This is a genomic window from Amycolatopsis sp. NPDC004079 (assembly GCF_040610415.1).
In the GTDB taxonomy this organism is placed as follows: Bacteria; Actinomycetota; Actinomycetes; order Mycobacteriales; family Pseudonocardiaceae; genus Amycolatopsis; species Amycolatopsis halotolerans.
In genome coordinates this window covers 1-21,078 of record NZ_JBEXMH010000108.1, presented here as the reverse complement: position 1 = coordinate 21,078, position 21,078 = coordinate 1, and the positions used below count along the sequence as shown (strand labels likewise).

Sequence of the window (21,078 nt, the reverse complement as noted above, 5' to 3'; positions counted from 1 at the left end):
GCCCACCCAGCTATCGAGGCACCCCCCCCCCGCCCTGCACCCCGATACGAAGCCTCCCTGCGGTCTGGGGTTGCTTGTCAAGGCATCTTTCCCGCCTTGACAAGCAACCCCAGACCGTCAGCACAATCAAGCTTCGGGGTGCCCCACGCACGCCAGGGCCGATGTCGCCGCCAGGCGACGAGCCACCCACCTCAGTCAGGAACAGTAAGCAACCCCCGGTCATAAGCAATAGCGACAGCCTCAGCCCGCCGACTAGCCCCCAACTTCGCCATCACCCGAGACAGATGCACACTCACCGTCTTCTCGGAGATGTACAGCTCCTCCCCCACCTGCCGATTAGTCCGCCCCAGCGCAACCCGCTCCAGCACGTCTCGCTCCCGATCGGTCAAGGGGTTCAGCTGCGGTCGGGCAGGCACAGCCTCGACACCGGACAACTCCACCCGGGCCCGATGCGCCAATTCCCGAACCGCATCCCGCAACGGAACAGCATCCAGCTTCACCGCGACCGAATGCGCAGCCTCCAACGCCTCGGCCGCCCCAGCCCGTCCGGCAGCCAGCAACGCCTCCCCTTGCCGCCACCGACAAACCGCCTGCTCGTAAACGGCCCCGTACGAAAAGGCCTCAGCCGCGTCCGCCCAAAGATCCGGATCCGCGGGCCCCTCCAACGCAGACGCGGCGGCCTCCATCCGCGCCAGCCAAGCCCGCCCCTCCGGTCCCATAGTCCCGGAACGCGGATGCCCCTCAGCAGCGCACCGCCGCCCATGCGCCACAAGCCGGCGCCCGACAGCCGCAAAACCGTCCGCCGCGGCCTGATCCCCCTTGGCCCGAGCCTCAGCAGCCAACGCGGCGGCGGACGGAATCGCCAACGCCACGATCCGAATCCCGCCCAACAGCGCGGACTCGGCCTTCTCCAGCCACAACACCAACTCGTCAGTGATCCGCAACGCCTCGGAATGCTCTCCGCGCCAAGCGGCCAGCTCAATCGCGGCGTCCCCAGCCGCCATCGCGATCTGCAGATCCGCCATCCACTGCTGCCGAAGCCCGGGCAACGCCTTGGCCGCGTCCGCGAACCGCCCGCGCCCCACCAGGAACAGCACCCAATTGGCCAAGATCCGAGCAGCGACCGCACTGGACACGCCTCGGCGCGCGCGCCCGGCAGCGTCCTCCTTCGGCCAATCCCCGCTGAGGTAACGCAAGTAGAGCAACCGGGCCCGCAACTCCAACCCGTACGTACTCCAGGTAAGTCCGGTTTCCTCAGCCCGTGCGACGCCGCGTGCGGCATGCGCAAGCGCCAGGTCCATCTCGGCTTGGTCGTCGTAGCTGAGGGCGAGGAAGTACATCGCGCGAATCTCGACGTTCAACGCACCCGCGTCGTGCGCCTTCTGTTCGGCTTCCCGCAAGCGCTCGCGGGCCTCGCCAGCGTCGCCCGCGCTATCGGCCAACGTGCCGAGCGTGACGAGCGCCGACGCCTCAGCCCCGACCGCGCCAACGGCGCGCGCGTCGGCAACCGCGGTATGCGCACTGGCCAACGCCTCGGCGTGCTGGTCTCGCAGCCGCTGGAACCCAGCACGGGAAGCCAGCACCCACGCGCGTGCACCGCTAGGTTCCCGCTCGGCAACCAGCTCCCAAGCCCGCTCGATCGCGCGGACCGCCTCGTCGAACGTGCCTTCCAGCGTGAGCAGCGTTTCGGCCAGCCGACGCCAGACCTTCGCCGCATGCTCAGGCGACGCGTCCGGTTTGAGGGCTTCGGTAGCTGACCGCGCGTACGCCACCGCACGCTCTGGCTCGCCGGAAGTGCCAGCGAAGTACGAGGCCTCGCTGAGCAGCTTCAACTCGTTGACGCCGTCGGGACGGTTTTCCGGAGCCACGGCGTCCCAAATGGACTGTGCTTGCTCGATGTGCCGCAGCGCCGCACCGGGCGCGCCGAGCTTTTCCGCTTCGTCGGCGGCGCGGAGCAACGCGGACAGGGCAGTGTCGAAGTCCCGGCTTTCCAGGCTGTGGAAGGCCAGCTTCGCGTCGTGGCCGCGGCCCTGCGGCATCGACTTGATCCGCGCCGCGTATCCGGCGTGCATCCGCGTGCGCTCGCCGGGAAGCAGGTCCGCGTAGACCGCTTCCTGCAGCAAAGCGTGGCGGAAAGTGTAGAAACCGTCCTCGATGACAAGGACGTGGTGCTGCACGGCTTCCCGCAGAGCCTCGTCCAGCTCCAGGTCCCCGATGCCCGCGACTTGCGCGAGGGCGGCGTGCGAGACCGATTCGTTGGCGACCGAGATGACCCGGAGAACCCGGCGCGTCTCGGCGGGGAAACGTTCCAGCCGGGCGAGGAGGACTTCGGCGAGCCCGGCGGGGAGATCTTGGCAGTCCGCTCCCGTGGCAAGGAGTTCCTCGACGAAGAACGGGTTGCCCTCGGACCGTTCGGCGATGTCCGCGACCACGTCCGGCGACAGCGGTTCTTCGGCGAGCGCCGCGACGAACGCGCGCGCGTCGGCCGGTCCGAACGGAGCCAGCGCGACCTGTTCGACGGTGTTCAGCCGGACCAGTTCGGACAGCAGACCCCGCAGCGGATGCCTGCGGTGGACGTCCTCCTCGCGATAGCTGCCGACGACCAGCAGCCGCTGCGCGCGCAGGCGGCTGAGCAGGAAGGACAGCAGGTTGCGGGTGGAGGAATCCGCCCAGTGCAGGTCTTCGAGCAGGACGACCACCGGCTGCTCCTGGCCGACCTCGGTCAGCACCCCCAGTACCGCGTCGAACAGCTGGAGCTGACCCAGGTCCTGCTCAGGCCGCACCCGGCGGACGCCCTCGCGCTCCCCTTCGGACACCTGCCCGTGGTCGCCGGTGGCCGCGGGCTGCGGATCGCCGCCTTGGGGCAGCAGCATCCCCAGCGCGGACCGCGCCCGCACCGCCGCCGAAACCGCGGGATCGGCCGACGAGCCCAGCGGAGCCAGCGCCTCGGCGAACGGCAGATAAGGCAGACCGCCGTCGCGCACGTCGATGCACCGGCCGGTGAGCACGAGCCCGCCGCAGCCGGCGACGTGCTCCCCGAGCGCGGTGAGCAGGCGGGTTTTGCCGACCCCGGCGTCGCCCGCGATGAGCACCGCACCTGCTTCTCCGCGTTCTGCGCGCGCGAAGGCCGCTCGCAGCCGCCGCATCTCTTGCGTGCGGGCGACGAGCGGGATACCGGAACCGAGACGAGGCACGAGATGCATTCTCACCTACACCCCCGACAGTTCCGACATGGATTTCCTCGTGGCGGCCGGTTCGGCCAGTGATCTCCGTCCGATCGGCGGACGAAGGGCGCCCCGCCGCGTCTCTTCGGAACCGGTCCGGCCGGTGCTCCGGGGACCGATCGGCGCGCGGGCCGCGGCAAGTTCCTGGGTGAAGCAGGCCGCCGCTTAGCTCGCGACGGTGCTTGGGAGAGGTCCGTGAGGGGAACCCTGAGGGACTCTGATTCCCGCAGGGTTCCCTTCACGGACCTCTGCGGGAGCTTCTCCTGGCGGGCGTCGCGGACGGGGTGCGTCCGACGGGCAAAGCAGCGGCGCCGGGCGGCACAGCGAGACCGGATCCGGCGGGCGGAGCGGCCGCCCGGAAACCGTGTTCCGGCCTGCCGCCCCGCCCGACCCCCTTACCGTCCCCGACCCGGGCCCGGGGCTCATGCGCTATGTCGCGCCCGGGCCTCCGGTACCGTCGCCGTCCGCCTTTGCTGGCGAGGCACCTCGACGTTCGTGACGCGGTGTGCGCGCACCCAGCGGACCACGCGGTTGCCGCGGCTCATGCGGGCCTGGCGGGCGGCGCGGCGCAGTTCGGCCATCCGGTAGTCCACCTCGGCGCGGGTGGCGTCCCAGTTGTAGTCGCTCATCGGATTCTCCCCAGCGGTTCGTGGTTCCTTGACGAAGACCACTTTCGTGCTGAGGGCCCGCCCCGGACATCAGGTGATCGCCTACACCCGGACGCGAAAAGACCCCTTACCCGCGCTCTCGCCTAAGGAAGTCCAGGTCGAGCGGGGTAAGGGGTCTTAGTGCAGCGATCAGCCGGGCGAACGGGTCAAGCCTGTCCCTGGCCGCGCACCGCGTCCAGCAGCGCCTGCCAGCCGGCGGCGGGCAGGCGGAACGCTCCGCCTTCCGGGTCTTTGGAGTCGCGCACCGCGGCTCCGCCCGCGACGAAGGCGACCTCGACGCAGTCGTTGCCGCCGCCGCTGTAGCTGCTCTTGCGCCACTGGGCACCGGAAAGGTCGGCCATCATGGTCCCCACATCCTCACTGTCTCGGGTTGGTGTTCCTCGGTTCCTGAACCACGGCGGCCTGTTCGGCGAACCGGCCGGCCGCGTCGGTGATCAGAGCCACCGAATCGTCCGGTTTCAGCGCTGCTGCGCGCAGGTGGTCGAACATCAGCGCGTAGCGCCGGACGTCGTCGGGCTGTTCGAGGTACAGGCCGCTGGAAGTGCTGTCGTCGACGTAGACCACGTCGGGATCGGCCTGCTCGGGGAAGCCCATGATGAGGAACGGTCCCTCCATGCCGGGATGCGCCCCGGCTCCGAACGGCACCACCTGGACGGTCACGTTCGGCTTCTCGGCCATCGCGCTCATCCGGTACAGCTGTTCGGCCATCACCTCGGCGCTGTCGACGACGCGGTGCAGCACCGCCTCGTCGATCACCGCCCAGTACTCGACCGGCGGGTCGTCGGTCAGCAGCTGCTGGCGCGCCATCCGCGCGGCGACCCGGCGGCGGGTCTCGGACTCCTCGGCGTCCGGGCGCAGCGCGCGGATCACCGAGAACGCGTAGCGCTCGGTCTGCAGCAACCCCGGAACCAGCAGCGCCTGGAACGCGCGCAGCGAACTCGCGTCGGCTTCGAGGCCGACGAAGGTGCCGGTGAAGACTTCGTTGTAGGCGTGCCACCAGCCGCGTTTGCGCGCTTCGCGCGCGAGCTGGACGAGCGCCTCCTGCTCGTCGCCGGTGATGCCGTACAGCGCGAGCATGTCCCTCGCGTCGCGCGGGGTGACGCCGACGTGGCCGGTCTCGATGCGGCTCACCTTGGACGCCGAGCACTCCAGCTTCTCGCCGACCTCGTCGATGGTGAGATCGGCGGCTTCGCGCAGCCTCCGCAGCTCGCTCGCGAGGCGCCGGCGGCGAACGGTCGGTCCCTGGCCTCTCGCCACGGCAGCACCTCCGGTCCGTATTTGTTCCCGCACCGCATATCTAACCAGGTGATCGACTTGTCAGTGGAGTAATCACATCGGGGAATTCCCGCCGTCGCTCCGGGAGATGCCGACACCTGGTTCCGACCTGCATTGTGCAGAGTGCGCTTGTACTCTGGCATCCTGCGGGCCGAGACGCGAATCCAGTCGCGCCGACAGCCCTGAGCAGCGTAGACGACGGCCGTCCGGGGCCATTCGCGGCTACCGCGAAAACCGGATGACGTGGTGTCCGGGGCCGACCCCCGACCGGTCCCGGGCACCTTCCTTCGCCGCACAGGTATTACCCAAACGTGTTTCCCGCGCAATTTCGCGTTGCCCGCACGACAGTTTTCGGCGTTTTCCTCCGCAGACAGCCACTCTGAGTGGTCATCGACGGGCCGGATGTCCTTATCGGACCCGCAGCAGTCCTTCTTGGACCACGGTCGCGACGTGCAGGCCGTCGCGGGTGAAGAACCGTCCGGTGGCCAGCCCGCGCGCGCCCGAGGCGCTCGGCGACGTGCTGTCGTAAAGGAACCACTCGTCCGCCCGGAACGGACGGTGGAACCACAACGCGTGGTCGAGGCTCGCGCCGAGCACCTTGTCGACGTCCCAGTACACGCCGTGCCGCGCGAGCACCGAGTCGAGCAGTGTCATGTCCGAGGCGTAAGCGAGCACGCAGACGTGCAGCAGCTGGTTGTCGGCCAGGGTTCCGTCGGCGCGCATCCAGACCCGGTGGTGCGTCGGGCGTTCGCCGGTGGTGCGGGTGACCCACGGCGGCTCGCCGATGTAGCGGATGTCGATCGGCCGCGGGACCTCGCTGAAGCGCAGGCCGTAGCCCGCGGTCAGCTCGGGGAAGGTCGGCAGCGTCTCCGGGGCGGGCACGTCCGCCGGCATCGGCTCGGCGTGGTCGATGCCCGGCTCGTCCTTCTGGAACGACGCGGACAGCGAGAAAATCGCCTTGCCGTGCTGGACCGCGACCACGCGCCGGGTGGTGAACGAGCGGCCGTCGCGGATGCGGTCCACCTCGTACACGATCGGGACGCTCGGGTCGCCGCCGCGGATGAAGTACGCGTGCAGCGAATGGACCCGCCGCTCCTCCGGGACGGTCCGGCCCGCCGCGACGAGCGCCTGCCCGGCGACCTGCCCGCCGAACACGCGCACCGGCGAGTGCGCGGGCGAGACGCCGCGGTAGATGTTCTCTTCGATCTTCTCCAGGTCCAGCAGCGCGACGAGCTTGTCCAGCACCGGCTGCCCGCCGCCACCGGTGCTCGCGTCGAGTCCGGTGGCGGCTTCCCTGGCCATCTCAGTCATGCCGGAACCTTATGTGCCAGGGTTCCGGCACGTCCCTTATGCGTGGTCGTCTTCACCGAGCCGGTGGACGTGGATCAGGTTGGTCGACCCGACGGTCCCGGGCGGGGAGCCGGCGACGATCACCACGAGGTCGCCGCGCTGGTACTTGCCCATTTCGAGCATCGCGTGGTCGACCTGCTGGATCATCTGGTCGGTGGAGTCCACCCGGGGCACGATCTGCGTCGTGGTGCCCCAGGTGAGCGCCAGCTGGCTGCGGACGCTCTGCTCCGGCGTGAACGCCATCAGCGGCAGCCGCGTGTGCAGCCGCGCGAGGCGGCGCACGGTGTCGCCGGACTGCGTGAACGCGACCAGCGCCTTGGCGTTGAGCCGCTCGCCGATGTCGCGGGCGGCGTAGGAGATGACGCCCCGCTTGGTGCGCGGCACGTGCGACAGCGGCGGCACGACCGGCGAATCCGTCTCGACGGCCTCGACGATCCGGCCCATCGTCTGGACCGTTTCGATCGGGTACCGGCCGACGCTCGTCTCGCCGGACAGCATCACCGCGTCCGCGCCGTCGAGGACCGCGTTCGCGACGTCGGACGCCTCGGCGCGGGTCGGGCGGGAGTTGTTGATCATCGATTCCAGCATCTGCGTGGCGACGATGACCGGCTTCGCGTTCTCGCGGCAGATCTGGATGGCGCGCTTCTGCACCAGCGGGACCTGCTCGAGCGGCAGCTCGACGCCGAGGTCGCCGCGGGCGACCATCACCGCGTCGAAGGCCAGCACGATGGCCTCGAGGTTGTAGACCGCCTCGGGCTTCTCGATCTTCGCCACGACCGGGAGGCGTCCCTTGCCCACGCGGTCCATGACCTGGTGCACGAGGTCGATGTCGGCGGGCGAGCGCACGAAGGACAGCGCGATGAAGTCGACGCCGAGGTGCAGCGCGAACTCCAGGTCCTCGATGTCCTTCTCGGACAGCGCGGGCACCGAGACGTCCATCCCGGGCAGCGACACGCCCTTGTTGTTGCTGACCGGGCCGCCCTCGGTCACCTCGCACACGACGTCCGGGCCCTCGACGTCCTTGACCACCAGGCCGACCTTGCCGTCGTCGACCAGCAGCCGGTCACCCGGCTTGGCGTCGCGGGCGAGTCCCTTGTAGGTGGTCGAAACCCGGTCGTGGGTGCCGGCGACGTCCTCGACGGTGATCCGGACGACGTCCCCGGTGTGCCATTCCGCCGATCCGCTGGCGAAGGTGCCCAGCCGGATCTTCGGTCCTTGCAGGTCGGCGAGGATCCCCACCGCCCGGCCACTTTCGGCGGCCGCGGACCGGACCAGGTCGTAGACCTGCTTGTGGTCGCTGTGGCTGCCGTGGCTGAAGTTCATCCTCGCGACGTCCATCCCGGCGTCGACGAGTGCCCGCATCTTCTCCGGCGTGGAGGTCGCGGGACCCAATGTACAAACGATCTTCGCGCGTCGGCTCACGTCCGGAGAGCCTAGTCGCTCGGGCCGCTCCCGTCTGTACCGATCCCGAAGTTCCGGCCCCGGAACGCGGGAAGGATTCAGTTCCGGGCACCGGCGTGCGCTGGGCGACCGCGCCGCACCCGGGCGCCCGGAATCACCCGGACGGGGGAGGCCGGACTCAGCGCCGCGGTTTCTCGCTCGGACCCACGTGGTCGCGTGCCCATTCGTTGAATTTCCGCAGCTGACGCCACGATTTCCGCACCCGGTCGAAGGTCTCGCGCTCGTGCAGGAAGTCGTCCGGCTCCCAGACGCGGACGGCGTACACCGAACGGTGCCGCAGCAGGTCGAGGCGCGGATGGTCCTCGGCGAACCCGCGCGGTTTGGACTTCAGCCGGTCGCCGAGAATTTCCCAGCCCGCCTTGCGCAGGCCCGCCAGGATTTTCTCCAGCGCGGGCCCGTGCAGTTCGGTGTCGACGGCCGTGCGGTATCGGGCCAGCTGGTCCGAGGCCAGGTGGAAGCAGCCGCCGCCGACGCGCAGCCCGACCGGGCCGACCTCGACGTAATACGCTCCCCCGCCGCGGCCGGACTCGATCACCCCGCCGCAGTGGGTCTTGTACGGCGTCTTGTCCTTGGCGAACCGGACGTCGCGATACGGCCGGAACACCTTCGCCTCGCCGAACCCCGCGCCGAACTCGGGCTCCAGCTCGGCCAGCAGCGCCTCCATCGGAGCCCGCACGTGCTCCTTGTAGACCGCCACGTTGTCGTCCCAATAGGCCTTGGTGTTGTCCGCGAGCAGCCCGTCGTAGAACTCGACGGCGTGCTCCCCGAATCCGCTGAACTTCACCCGCAGCACGATAAACCGGGGCGCCGACAGAATCGGCGCCCCGGCCGCATCGGGCGGGGCTACTTGGCGAGTGCCGTGATCAGCTCGCCGTTCGAGGTGTCGCCGGACAGCTCCCAGAAGAAGGTGCCGCCGAGGCCCTGCGACCGCGCGTACGACGTCTTGCCCGCGATGGTCGACGGGGTGTCGTAGCTCCACCAGTTCGAACCACACTTGGCGTACGCGGTGCCCGCGACGGTTCCGGTCGCCGGGCAGCTCGTCTTGAGGATCTTGTAGTCCTCGATGCCCTGTTCGTACTTGCCCGGAGCCGGTCCGGTCGCGGTGCCGCCCGGCGCGCTCTGCGTGACGCCGGTCCAGCCGCGGCCGTAGAACCCGATGCCCAGCAACAGTTTCGAGGACGGGACGCCCTTGGTCTTGAGCTTCTGGATGGCCGCGTCCGAGTAGAAGCCCTGCGTCGGCAGGCCGTTGTACGACGTGAGCGGCGAGTGCGGCGCGGTCGGTCCCTGCGCGGCCCAGCCGCCGAAGAAGTCGTACGTCATCACGTTGTACCAGTCGACGTACTGCGCGGCGCCCGCGTAATCGGTCGCGTCGAGCTTGCCGCCGTTGCTGCCGTCCGCGGTGATCGCGGCGGTGACGAGCTTCGACGAGCCGAACTTGCCTCGCACGGCCGCGAGCAGCTTCTTCAGCGCGTCGGGACCGCTGGTGTCACAGGTGAGACCGCACGCGTTCGGGTACTCCCAGTCGAGGTCGATGCCGTCGAACAGCCCGGCCCAGCGCTTGTCGTTGACGAGGTTGTAGCAGGAGTTGGCGAAGGCTTCCGGGTTCTTCGCGGCCTGCCCGAAGCCGCCGGACCAGGTCCAGCCGCCGAACGACCAGATGATCTTCAGCCCGGGGTGCTTGGCCTTCAGCTTCTTGAGCTGGTTGAAACTGCCCGCGAGCGGCTGGTCCCAGGTGTCGGCGACGCCGTCGACGCTGCCCGCCGCGTCGTAGGTCTTCTGGTAGTCGGCCCACGCGTCGCCGATCGCGCAGCCGCCGCCGGTGACGTTGCCGAAGGCGAAGTTGATGTGCGTGAGCTTGTTCGCCGAGCCGGACGTCTCGATGTTCTTCACGTGGTAGTTGCGGTCGTAGATGCCCCAGTCGGTGAAGTAGCCGACCACTTTTCCGGCCGCGGCCTCGGTTCTCGCGGGCGCGGCCGTCGAAGCGGCGGGGACGAGCGCGGCCGCGGCGGCGAACGCCGCGGTTGCCAGGCCGGCCAGTGCCAGCAGGCGTTTTCTGCGCAAGCGAAGCATCGTTGCTCCCTTCAGGAGTCACCGTCGGTGACGAAGCGGTAACGGTGGGGACGAATGCACCGTAAGTGGACTAGACCACCAGGTCAATGGTTTAGACCATAAAACGGACATTCGGCGGTACTCGCATTCCTTGACAGGCATATGCCCCGCGAGGCAGATTTCCGGGGTGATGCAGACCTTCGACGTGCTGGCCGAACCCCGCCGCCGCGCGCTGCTGGACCTGCTGCTGCAGGGCGAGCGGTCGGTCGGCGAGCTGGTGGCCGAACTGCGGCTCAGCCAGCCCGCCGTGTCCAAGCACCTGCGCGTGCTGCGCGAGGCGGGGCTGGTGACCGTGCGGGTGTCCGCGCAGCGCCGCTGCTACCGGCTGCGCGCCGAACCGCTGGCCGAAGTGGACGCGTGGCTCGCGCCCTACCGGCAGTTCTGGGCGGACCGGCTCGACGCGCTCGAACAGCGGCTGGACGAAACCGAGTGAGGAGCACCCCGTGATCCGAGTGGACGGCCGGACCCTGCGGTGCGCCGACGTGGTCGCGGCGGCGCACACCGAAGGCCCGCTGGCGATCGACGTGTCCATCGCCGCGATGCGCGCCGCCGAGCATTCGTGGAAGCTGGCCGAGGACCTGAGCACCCGGCGAGTGGTCTACGGCCGCACCACCGGCGTCGGCGCGAACAAGGACGACGCGGTGGACGAACCCGCCGAGCACGGCCTCCGGTTGCTGCGCAGCCACGCCGGCGGCAGCGGCGACCTGCTGCCGGACGGCCAGATCCGCGCGATGCTGCTGATCCGGCTCAACCAGCTGCTGACCGGCGGGTCCGGAATCAGCCCGGAGCTGATCAATGCGCTCGCCGAGGCCGTGCGCACTGGCGCGCTGCCGGTGGTGCACCGATTGGGCGCGATCGGCACCGGCGACCTCGCCCCGCTCGCGGAAACCGCGCTCGCGTTGGCCGGTGAACGCGATTGGGCGATCGGCGCGGTGCCACCGGTTCCGGTGCATGCGGGCGATGCCTTGGCGTTCATGAGCAGCAACGCCGCGACGCTCGCCGAAGCGACTCTCGCCGCGATGAGCCTGGACACGCTCACCCGCGCGAGCCACGCCGTCGCAGCCCTCACGTACGTGGCTCTCGACGGCAACCCCGAGGCGTACGCGACGCCTGTGCACGAAGCACGTCCGCACGCGGGGCAGGTGGCTTGTGCGGCTGAGATGCGTCGGCTGTTGGGCATGCACGGCACGCCTAAGCCGGGGCGTCGGCTTCAGGATCCCTTCGGGTTGCGTGCTTTTCCTCAGGTGCAAGGTCCCGCTTTGGACGCGATCCACTATCTGCGGGATGTGCTTGCCGTGGAGATCAATGCCAGCACGGAAAATCCGATGATCTCTACGGTGCACGGCGATGCTTACCACCATGCGCACTTCCACACCGCGTACGTCTCGACTGCGCTCGATCAAGCCCGCGCGACTGTGCATCAGGTGGCGGAGCTGTCCGTGGCTCGGTTGGGTGATCTCGTGGAACCGGAATTCACTGGCTTGCGGCCGTTTCTCGCGGTCGGGCCGCCGGGGAGTTCCGGGGTGATGATTCTGGAGTACGTGGCGCACGACGCGCTCACCGAACTGCGGCAGGCGGCCTTGCCTGCGACGCTGGGGACTGCTGTGGTTTCGCGCGGGATTGAGGATCACGCGAGTTTTTCGACCCAGGCCGCGCGAGCTGCTACGGCGGCCGCAGCTGCTTATCGGCAGGTGCTGGCTTGCGAGCTGGTGGCCGCGGTGCGGGCGTTGCGGATCCGGAAGGCGGAGCTGGTGGATCTGCCGGTGCGAGCGGCTTTCGCGGCTGCAGTGGGGGTGTTGGATGAGCGGCTGGAGGATCGGCCGTTGACTGAGGACATCGCGAAAGCGGCCGGGGTTCTGGACGAGCTGGCGCGGATCTGACTGACCACAGTGGACACTCAGTCGCCGGCCAGCACGTCCCGCCGCAAAGCCGCGAACAGTTCCTCCGCGCGCGCTCGATCCCGAGCTGCAGCAACGCTATCGCCGCGCCGCTCCAGCAAACCAGCGTGCGCTGCGTGAACCCGAGCGAGCAAGTACGGTGAAGTCATCCTTTTTGCCAGCACGTGTGCTTCCCCGAGGCTTTCCTCTGCCAAGACAAAGGATCCGCGGCGCAACGCGGCAAGACCCTGCACCCGAAACGCATCCGTGCGGGCAAGGATATGATCAATGTGCTCAGTACAAGCCACAGCCTCCGCCGCAGTCTCCCCAGCGGCAACCGGATCTCCAGCCGCCAGTTGCGCCTCGGCGAGGAAAGGCAGCGCGTCCGTCATCTGCCAACTCCGCTCCCCCTGCATCGCGAGCAACGGCAGCAACCGGCGCACTCCTCGCTCAGGACGCCCAGCACGCACGTCGTTCTCCGCCAGTTGAGCGGACGCGTTGCAGATGATGTCGGCATTGTCGCTTTCCCGCCCCAGCCGAATCACTTGAGTCAGATCGTCGGCTGCCGCGCCGAAGCGGCCGCAGGCTGACCACAACGCACCCCGGCCGATGAGGGCCATCGCGCCGCACATGGGAGACCTGCCGTGGCCCGCGAGTTCCAGCGCCTGGCTGAACCGCCGCAAAGCGTCGCCCCAGCGGCCGACGTAGACCGCGCTCGCGCCGAGGTTGCAGACGGCTCGGCTGAGCAGTTCCCGGTCGCCTAGTTCCTCGGCCAGCCGGAAGATCCGCTCGAACTGCCGGTCGGCTCGGGCCAGTTCGCCGCGGTAGTGGTGCAGCACGGCGACACCGGTCAGTGCGCGGACGACGATCTCCCGGTCGCCGCACAGTTCCGCGGTGGCGGCGGCGGTGTGCAGATCAGTCAGCGCTTCGTCGTTGCGGCCCAGCAGCCGCAATGCCAAGCCCCGGCGCAGGTGTCCGCCCGAGAGGCCGTGCTCGTCCCCTGCTGCTTCTGCGGCAACGATCGCGGCGGTGGACACCTCGACGGACTCTCGATAGCGCGTGCTCTGGTAGAGATTGGCGGCGCGAGCCAGCCGCAGCCGGACGGCTGATCCGCCGGGTCGGTCCTCGGTCAGCGTCGGCGCGATCCGCGCCAGTCCCTCGCGCGGGGTGCCGCGTTGGTAGTGCAGGTAGCCGATCCGGGCGATCACCAGGCGTTGCCGTTCCTCGTCGCCTTCCTTGCGGTACACTAAAAGCGCGCGTTCGGCGGCGGCGAGCGCGGCGTCGTAACGGCCAGCGGCGGCGAGTGCGTCCGCCCATGCTTCGGCGGCTTCGGCGACAGCGGCCTGCGAACCGGTGCGGTCCAGCAGATCGACCAGCGCGCCCAGGTGCTGGGCGGCCGTGTCGTGGGCGGCTTGCCTGCTGGCTTTTTCCGCGGCGTGCCGCAAGGTTTGCGCGGCCCGTTCGGTGTCCTGTGCGTGCGTGTAGTGGTACGCCGCCGCCGCGCCGCCCAGTGCTTCGGCCAGTCTGCGGTGCAGCACATGCCGACGGCTTGGCGGCAGGTCTCCGTTCATCACCTCGGCGACCAGTTCGTGGGTCAGCCGGACGCCCTCGGCGTTTTCGTCGAGCAGCCGCGCGGTGTGCGCGGGTGCCAGGACTTCGGACAGCTCCGCGGGATCCAGCCCGGCAGCGGCGGCGAGGACGTCCGGGTCCATCCGCTGCTGTCCGACCGCCAGCAGCGTCAGCACTTCGGCCGTCCGTTCGGGCAGCGAACCGAGCTGCCGCCGCACCGCGTGCGCAAGTCCCCACGGCAGTTCCGCGGGTGGTTTGCCGGATCTGCCCAGTACGTGTCCCAGGTGGACCAGGAACAACGGGAGACCGCCAGCCAGCCGAAGCACCCGTTCGCGAGCGGACTGCCCCACCTCGGTCCCGGCGCTGTGGTGCAACAGCATCGTCGCGTCGTCGTCCGCCAGCGGAGCCAGGGAATGCTGTGCCAGCAAGCCTTTCCGGTACAACTCGAGCAGGGTGTCGGCCAACGGCTCAGCCGCGGCGATCTCGGTGTCGCGGTAGGCGGCGAGGAAACGGACCCGATCCGGCCGGACGTCCTGGACCAGCGAAGCCAGCAGCGCGAGGCCGTCCGGACCGGCCCATTGGAGGTCGTCCAGGATCACGAGCACGCCATGCCGGCGCGCGAGCGTGTCGAGAAACCGCGCGGCTTCGGCGAACATCAGCCAGCGGGGCGGGGCCGGTTCGGCGGTGCGTTGTTCGGGCAGCAGGAACGCCAAGCCGGGTCCGGTGGGGTGCTCTGACGCGTGCCGGGCGAAGGCTTCGGAGAGCGGCGCGTACGGCTCCCCGCCGTGCCGGGAGCACGCCGTCGAAAGCACCGCCGTGCCCCGGGTTTCGGCCAGCGTCGCGGCTTCAGTCAGCAGCCGGGTTTTGCCGATGCCGGTCTGCCCGGCGAAGACCAGAAACGGCTTGCCTGTGCCGGAAATGTGCTTGTCCAGCAAGGCGTGTTCCTCGACGCGGCCGATGAGATCCGGTGCCGGACGAGACGGTGGGACCGGGTTGTCCGGCGGACGCTGCCTGCCGCGCCGGGCGGCCGCGAGGAGTTCGGCACGGCCGTCCGCGGGCAGCGCGAGACCGTCGGCGAGGAGTTGCACGGTGACCCGCCGCGGATGCCGCTGCCCGCGTTCGAGATTCCCCACGCCGCGGGTGCTCAGCCCGCAGCGCTGCGCCAGTTGTTCCTGCGTCAGCCCGGCCGCCCGGCGCAACCGGACCAGCGTCCGGTCGAACGTTTCCGTCGCGCCGTCCGGCATGTCCCGCACCTCCCGCCGCTCCATGGTCGCTCGCCCCGGGACCGGCGAACATCCTCCGAAGGTCGGGTTCCTCCTCCCGGCACAACAGCCGGTTGTGCCGGTTGTTCCTGGTTCCGCACCGCCTCGGTGAAATCCAATGGCGGCACCGCTTTTCGCCCGTCTTCCGGGCAGCGGCGTACCAGGAAGGACGCGATGATGCGTGCAGGAACGACCTTGAGACGGCTGGCCGCCGCCGGTGCGGCGCTCGCGCTGGGAGCGGGCGTGGCGGCGACGTTCACCCCGGCCGCCGACGCCAGCCCGCGGCTGAGCCCGGCGTCGTGCGCCAGCGCCCCCGAGGGCTACGCGAAATGCCAGGCGGTGCAACTGGTTTCGGCAGGCGCCCGTCCGGCCAGCGCGATGAGCCCGACCGATCTGCAGAACGCCTACGGCGTCGCCGGGCTGAAGAGCGGCGGAACCACCGTCGCGATCGTCGACGCCTTCGACGACCCCGGCATCGAGAAGGACCTGAACGACTTCCGGTCGCACTGGAACCTCGGCTCCTGCACCAAGGCGAACGGCTGCCTGACCGTGGTCGGCCAGGACGGCACGAGCACGCTGCCGTCCAAGACCGACTCGGGCTGGGCGACCGAGATGGCGATCGACGTCGACGCGGTCAGCGCGCTCTGCCCGGATTGCAAGATCCTGCTGGTGGAAGGCAACAGCAACGAGGACAGCGACCTCGCAGCGGCCGTCGACAGCGCGGTCCGGCTCGGCGCGAAGATCGTGTCCAACAGCTACGCCGACCACGAAAGCGCGATCCCCTCGGACGCCGAGCAGCACTACAACCACCCTGGCGTCGCCATCCTCGGCGCCACCGGCGACTGGGGCAGCGAAAGCGGCACGCAGGCCGAATACCCGGCCACCTCGCCCGAGGTGGTTGCGGTCGGCGGCACCACGCTGACCGCGTCCGGCGGCGGCTACACCGAAACCGCCTGGAACAAGGCGGGCAGCGGCTGTTCGAGCAAGTTCAGCAAGCCCGCGTTCCAGAACGGGATCAGCACCGCGTGCGACAATCGGGCCACTTCGGACATTTCGGCGGACGCGGATCCCAACAGCGGCATCACGATCTACGTCAACGGCCAGCAGTCGCAGTACGGCGGCACCAGCCTCGCCACCCCGATCGTCGCCGGCATCTGGGCGCTCGCCGGAACGCCGAAGGACGGCGACAACGCCGCGACCTACCCGTACGCGCACACCGGTGACTTCAACGACGTCACCTCGGGCAGCAACGGCAGCTGCGGCACCGTCATCTGCGACGCGGGCACCGGCTGGGACGGCCCGACCGGCCTCGGCACCCCGCACGGCGTCAACGGCCTCACCCCGGGCGGCGGCACCAACGGCAAGCTGAGCGTCAGCAACCCGGGCAACCAGAACAGCGTGGCGGGCAAGGCGGTTTCGCTGAAGGTCAGCGCTTCCGGCGGCACCTCGCCCTACACGTACTCGGCGGACGGCCTCCCGGCCGGGCTGGCCATCGACGGCAAGACCGGCTCCATCACCGGCACGCCGAGCGCCGAGGGCACCAGCAAGGTCACCGTGACGGCCACCGATTCCGCCGGGGCGACCGCGCAGGCCCCGTTCACCTGGACCGTCACGACGGCCCCGGCGGGCAAGCTGACCGCGAAGTTCACCACCGACTACGACTACGGGTTCGGCGCCTTCGCGCACTTCACGATCACCAACGGCGGCGCGTCGGCGGCGAACGGCTGGACGCTGGCGTTCGACCTGGCCTCGAACGAGTCGCTGTCGAACACGAACCCGGGCACCGCGTCCGGGTCGACCGGGCACGTCGTGATCACCGGCCAGGACGCCATCCCGGCCGGCGGCAGCCTCACCGTGTCGCAGATCTACCAGGTGTCGGGCGGCTCGTTCACCGCTCCGGCCCACGTTTCCGTCTCCTGAGAATCCGACAGTCGCCGTGCCGCGGGTCCCGCGGCACGGCGGCTTTTCTCAGTCCACGCAGAACTCGTTGCCCTCGACGTCCTGCATCGGGATGCAGGACTCGTTCACGCCGTCCGACTCCAGCACCTGCACGATGGACGCGCCCAGCGCCACCAGCCGTTCGGCCTCGGCCTTCAGGGCCGCCAGCCGCTCCTCGCCCACCAAGCCAGTGCCCACGCGCACGTCGAGGTGCACGCGGTTCTTCACCACGCGGCCTTCGGGCACGCGCTGGAAGTACAGCCGCGGTCCGACCCCGTTCGGGTCGACGCAGGCCGCCCACGAGCCCTGCTCCTCGGGCGGCTGGGTGCGGTCGAACTCGGCCCAGTCGGCGAACCCTTTCGGCGGTGGCGGCTCGACGTACCCCAGCACCTCGCACCAGAAACGGGCGACCCGCACGGGTTCCGCGCAATCGAAAGTGACCTGGAACTGCTTGACCGACCCCATGCGCTCACCTTACCGGCGAGCGGCGGCCAGCGCCGGATCCCGCCCGGCGGCGAGGTCGTCCGGGGCGAAAACCGGGACCTCGATGTCCGGGCTGATGCCGGTGCCGTCGTACGTGCGGCCGTGCGGGTCGAGGTACTCCTCGTTCGGCAGCACCACCTTCCATCCCTGCTTTGGCAACGTCCGCTCGAGCATGTCCGAAAAGGCGCCTTGCGTCGGCTGTCCGATCAGGACCGGCCGAGGATGCCGGTTCAGCAGTGCCTGCAGGAAGTTCTCCCCCGCCGAAACATCCAGGCTGCCGGTCAGGATCGTCAGCGGGCCGGTGTAGCGCGGTGCCGCGGCGGGCTGCACGAAGAACGGTTGCGCCGCGGTGAACCGCGCCGGATTATCGGGATCGTTGCGGGCGCGTTTGGCGTAGGCGAAGTGCGGGACGTCCGTCAGCCGCGCGGCGACCTGCAGGCCGAGCGGATCGTCACCGCCGCCGTTGACGCGCAGGTCGAGGATCAGGCTGCGCAAATTGTGCACCCGGTCGGCGGTGAAGATCTGGTCCAGCGCTGTCGCCAGGACCTTGCTGCTGGCGGCGAAAGTGTCGGCGTAGTCGTGGAATCCGCTGATGCGCAGGTATCCGCGACCCTCCGGCAGATCGGAGTAGACGATGGCTCCGTCGGCCCAGCGGCGGATCGGCGGGCGAAGATGCGCGTCGGCGACGGCCATCGCACGCGGGGCGGTCGTTTCCAGATCCGGGGTGCCGGGCCGGGGCGACGAGCAATGCCGACTCCCCGCGAGCAGGCCGACATGAGCGTCGTGCAGCGGACGGATCAGTCCACAAAGGACGTCGAAGAGCCGTTCCGGATGCGCGGCGATCTCGCGGCGGGCTGCGTCTCCTTCGGACTTCCAGTCGACGCCTTTCGCTGGGAAGAACGGGTAGTTCTCGGCGAAGGTGTGCCAGAAGACGTCGAACACGTCGGCAGCCGGGCGCTGGCATTCAGTCGGCAATCCGCCGGGGACGCGGCGCAACGACCGCACGCCCAGGTTGTCGTCGAAACTCATCCTGCCCGCGCGGATGGTGACGACAGAGCCCTCGTTGGTCGAAAACCTGGTGCCGTCGCCAGTTCCGGAGAGTGTGCCGGGCAAGCAGCTGACCTTGGTGACGTCGTAGGTCGTCAGCCTGCCGCCGGACACTTGGACCAATTGCCCGTACCCGTCCGTCCGCCACACACCGTCCACAGTGGAGGGAGGAACCGCGGCCACCGAGAGCATCGTCAAGCCCGCCAGGAAGATTCGCACGAGCCGAGGGTAGAAAAAAGCCGGGGGCGCGCGGAATACCGCACGCCCCCGGCACCGTGGTGGGGTTGCCCCTACCCGTGGCTCAGCCGAAGAAGACTTCGGCTTCCTGGTACCGCTCCAGCGGAACGGTCTTCAGCTCAGCCGTCGCCTCGGACAGCTTCACGCGGACGATGTCGGTGCCCTTGAGCGCCACCATCACGCCGAAGTCGCCGTCGGCGACCGCGTCCACCGCGTGCAGGCCGAAGCGGGTCGCGAGAACCCGGTCGTACGCGGTCGGGGTGCCGCCGCGCTGGACGTGGCCGAGCACGACCGCGCGCGATTCCTTGCCGGTGCGCTCGGTGATCTCGTCGGCGAGCCAGTTGCCGATGCCGCCGAGCCGGACGTGCCCGAAGGCGTCCTTCTCGCCGGTCAGCAGCTTCTCCTCGCCGCCCTCGGGCAGCGCGCCCTCGGCCACGACGATGATCGGCGCGTACTCCTTCTCGAAGCGCTGCTCGACCCACTGCACGACCTGGTCGACGGAGAACTGCCGCTCCGGCACCAGGATCACGCTCGCGCCGCCGGCGAGGCCGGAGTGCAGCGCGATCCAGCCCGCGTGCCGCCCCATGACCTCGATGACGAGCGCGCGGTGGTGCGATTCGGCCGTGGTGTGCAGCCGGTCGATCGCCTCGGTGGCGATGGAGACCGCGGTGTCGAAGCCGAACGTGTAGTCGGTGGCCCCGAGGTCGTTGTCGATCGTCTTGGGCACGCCGACGACGCCGATGCCGTCGTCGGTCAGCCGCTTGGCGACGCCGAGGGTGTCCTCGCCGCCGATCGCGACCAGCGCGTCCACGCCCTGGTCGGCGAGCACCTTGCGGATCTTGTCGACGCCGCCGTCGACCTTGTACGGGTTCGTCCGCGACGACCGCAGGATGGTGCCCCCGCGGGTGAGGATGTCCTCGACGTCGGCGAGGCCGAGCGGCCGGCTGTCGCCGGTCAGCGGGCCCTGCCAGCCGTTGCGGAAGCCGACGAACTCCCAGCCGTGCACTTCGACGCCCTTGCGGACCACCGCGCGGATGACCGCGTTCAGGCCGGGGCAGTCGCCGCCCCCCGTCAGCACACCGACACGCATCTGTTGCCTCCGTCTTTCCTCGCAGGGAGAGTGCAGTCACAGTCCGCGGACAGCGTAGCGGCTTTCATCTGGATCGGTGCAGGGCGGACCACCTGCCCAATCCGGTCCGGGCGGGGCGGTCTGAACGGTGTGTTACCTTGGGGCCGTGCAGCGCTATTTCTGGTTTACGAAGCCGGCCCCGGGTGGGCACGGCGGCGTGAACCTGCGCTGACCTCCACCCCGAGCCGGATCTAGAACCGGCTCGGCAATTCTCCCGCGGGTCGGTGTCCACCAGGAAGGAACCACCCGCACATGAACACCCCCCTCGTCGCCGCCCCCGCCGACGCGAGCACCCTGGACAACCGCCGCACCACTTCGGTCAGTCCCCTCATCTCGCCCGCGTTATTGCGCGAAGACCATCCCGTGGACGTAGCCGTCGCGAAGGTGGTGCAAAACGGCCGGACGGAAACCGTCGACATCCTCGACGGCCGCGACGACCGGCTAGCGGTGATCGTCGGCCCGTGCTCGGTCCACGACCCCGAAGCCGCCCTCGACTACGCCCGCCGCCTGGCCGCCAAGGCCGAGACTCTGCGCGAAGACCTGCACATCGTGATGCGGGTGTACTTCGAAAAGCCGCGCACCACGCTGGGCTGGAAGGGCCTGATCAACGACCCCGACCTGGACGGCACCTTCGCCGTCAACAAGGGCCTGCGCCTGGCCCGGAAACTCCTGCTCGACGTCTCCGAACTGGGCCTCCCGGTCGGCTGCGAGTTCCTGGACCCGATCACCCCGCAGTTCATCGCCGACATCGTCACCTGGGGCTCAATCGGCGCCCGTACAGCGGCCAGCCAGGTCCACCGGCAACTGTGCAGCGCCCTGTCCATGCCGGTCGGCATCAAGAACTCGACGGAAGGCGACATCCAGGTAGCCGTGGACGCGACCCGCGCCGCCGCTGCCTCGCATGTCTTCCCCGGCATCAACGTGGACGGCCTGGCCGCCCTGGTGACGACCTCCGGAAACCCGGACTGCCACGTAATCCTGCGAGGCAGCTCCGCAGGCCCGAACTACGACCCGGCCAGCGTGGAGGAAACCCTCGCCCGCCTGGCGAAATCCGGCCTGCCGGAACGCCTGGTGATCGACGCGAGCCACGGCAACAGCAACAAGGACCACGTCCGCCAGTCGGAGGTCGTCCGCGACCTGGCCGGCCGGATCTCCGCCGGGGAACGCGGAATCGCGGGCCTGATGCTGGAAAGCAACCTGGTAGCCGGACGCCAAGACCTGGTGCTGGGCCAGGCGAGCGATCTGACCTACGGCCAGTCCATCACCGACGCCTGCATGGACTGGAACACGACGGAAGACCTGCTCGACACCCTGGCGACCGCCGTCCGCACCCGCCGCCACTAACCCTCACTCGCCGAGCCCGTCCGCAGCGCCCCAATGTGGCATTGGGTGCATCTGACGCACCGAACGCCACATTGGGTGCATCCCACGCACCCAATGCCACATTGG

The 21,078-nt window shown here is 69.5% G+C and carries 16 protein-coding genes; 4 read left to right on the top strand and 12 right to left on the bottom strand.

Annotated features, from left to right (window positions below; genetic code table 11):
- Positions 1–191: 191 nt before the first annotated feature.
- The 8 genes from ABZX37_RS46790 to ABZX37_RS46755 form a co-directional block, all read right to left on the bottom strand.
- The gene (locus ABZX37_RS46790; RefSeq protein ID WP_354750805.1) at positions 192–3,203 is read right to left on the bottom strand and encodes an AAA family ATPase; all 3,012 of its coding nucleotides are present in this window, start codon (positions 3,201–3,203) and stop codon (positions 192–194) included.
- Positions 3,204–3,646: 443 nt separating this feature from the next.
- Complete coding sequence (locus tag ABZX37_RS46785) at positions 3,647–3,853, bottom strand: hypothetical protein (RefSeq protein WP_354750804.1); 207 nt, start codon at positions 3,851–3,853, stop codon at positions 3,647–3,649.
- A gap of 185 nt (positions 3,854–4,038) precedes the next feature.
- Complete coding sequence (locus tag ABZX37_RS46780; RefSeq protein ID WP_037809881.1) at positions 4,039–4,236, bottom strand: DUF397 domain-containing protein; 198 nt, start codon at positions 4,234–4,236, stop codon at positions 4,039–4,041.
- Positions 4,237–4,249: 13 nt separating this feature from the next.
- On the bottom strand, positions 4,250–5,149 hold the full coding sequence (locus tag ABZX37_RS46775; protein WP_354750803.1) for a helix-turn-helix transcriptional regulator: 900 nt from the start codon (positions 5,147–5,149) through the stop codon (positions 4,250–4,252).
- A 426-nt stretch (positions 5,150–5,575) separates the two neighbouring features.
- Complete coding sequence (locus ABZX37_RS46770) at positions 5,576–6,478, bottom strand: acyl-CoA thioesterase II (protein WP_354750802.1); 903 nt, start codon at positions 6,476–6,478, stop codon at positions 5,576–5,578.
- A gap of 36 nt (positions 6,479–6,514) precedes the next feature.
- A complete protein-coding gene (gene pyk, locus ABZX37_RS46765; protein ID WP_354750801.1) occupies positions 6,515–7,939 on the bottom strand; it encodes a pyruvate kinase in 1,425 nt (474 codons plus the stop codon).
- Between the two features lie 157 nt (positions 7,940–8,096).
- Positions 8,097–8,762: a DUF2461 domain-containing protein gene (locus ABZX37_RS46760; RefSeq protein ID WP_354750800.1), complete on the bottom strand. Its 666-nt coding sequence runs from the start codon at positions 8,760–8,762 to the stop codon at positions 8,097–8,099.
- 59 nt (positions 8,763–8,821) lie between these two features.
- On the bottom strand, positions 8,822–10,048 hold the full coding sequence (locus tag ABZX37_RS46755; protein WP_354750799.1) for a glycoside hydrolase family 18 protein: 1,227 nt from the start codon (positions 10,046–10,048) through the stop codon (positions 8,822–8,824).
- A gap of 169 nt (positions 10,049–10,217) precedes the next feature.
- Between ABZX37_RS46755 and ABZX37_RS46750 the strand changes: the two genes are divergently transcribed.
- Positions 10,218–10,520: a metalloregulator ArsR/SmtB family transcription factor gene (locus ABZX37_RS46750; RefSeq protein ID WP_354750806.1), complete on the top strand. Its 303-nt coding sequence runs from the start codon at positions 10,218–10,220 to the stop codon at positions 10,518–10,520.
- Positions 10,521–10,530: 10 nt separating this feature from the next.
- A complete protein-coding gene (locus ABZX37_RS46745) occupies positions 10,531–11,967 on the top strand; it encodes an aromatic amino acid ammonia-lyase (protein ID WP_354750798.1) in 1,437 nt (478 codons plus the stop codon).
- Positions 11,968–11,984: 17 nt separating this feature from the next.
- Here ABZX37_RS46745 and ABZX37_RS46740 read toward each other — a convergent pair whose 3' ends face one another.
- Positions 11,985–14,801: an AAA family ATPase gene (locus ABZX37_RS46740; protein WP_354750797.1), complete on the bottom strand. Its 2,817-nt coding sequence runs from the start codon at positions 14,799–14,801 to the stop codon at positions 11,985–11,987.
- A gap of 171 nt (positions 14,802–14,972) precedes the next feature.
- On the opposite strand from ABZX37_RS46740, the gene ABZX37_RS46735 reads away from it, so the two are divergent.
- Positions 14,973–16,715, top strand: coding sequence for a putative Ig domain-containing protein (locus ABZX37_RS46735; RefSeq protein ID WP_354750796.1), 1,743 nt, complete (start codon positions 14,973–14,975; stop codon positions 16,713–16,715).
- A 48-nt stretch (positions 16,716–16,763) separates the two neighbouring features.
- Here the strand turns inward: ABZX37_RS46735 and ABZX37_RS46730 are convergent, their stop codons facing one another.
- From ABZX37_RS46730 to ABZX37_RS46720, 3 genes are all read right to left on the bottom strand, one after another.
- Positions 16,764–17,198: a VOC family protein gene (locus tag ABZX37_RS46730; RefSeq protein WP_354750795.1), complete on the bottom strand. Its 435-nt coding sequence runs from the start codon at positions 17,196–17,198 to the stop codon at positions 16,764–16,766.
- A 9-nt stretch (positions 17,199–17,207) separates the two neighbouring features.
- Positions 17,208–18,482, bottom strand: a complete 1,275-nt coding sequence (locus tag ABZX37_RS46725; protein ID WP_354750794.1) for a S41 family peptidase — start codon at positions 18,480–18,482, stop codon at positions 17,208–17,210.
- 82 nt (positions 18,483–18,564) lie between these two features.
- Positions 18,565–19,590: a 6-phosphofructokinase gene (locus tag ABZX37_RS46720; RefSeq protein ID WP_344267830.1), complete on the bottom strand. Its 1,026-nt coding sequence runs from the start codon at positions 19,588–19,590 to the stop codon at positions 18,565–18,567.
- Between the two features lie 291 nt (positions 19,591–19,881).
- Between ABZX37_RS46720 and ABZX37_RS46715 the strand changes: the two genes are divergently transcribed.
- The gene (locus ABZX37_RS46715) at positions 19,882–20,973 is read left to right on the top strand and encodes a 3-deoxy-7-phosphoheptulonate synthase (protein WP_354750793.1); all 1,092 of its coding nucleotides are present in this window, start codon (positions 19,882–19,884) and stop codon (positions 20,971–20,973) included.
- Positions 20,974–21,078: the final 105 nt, after the last annotated feature.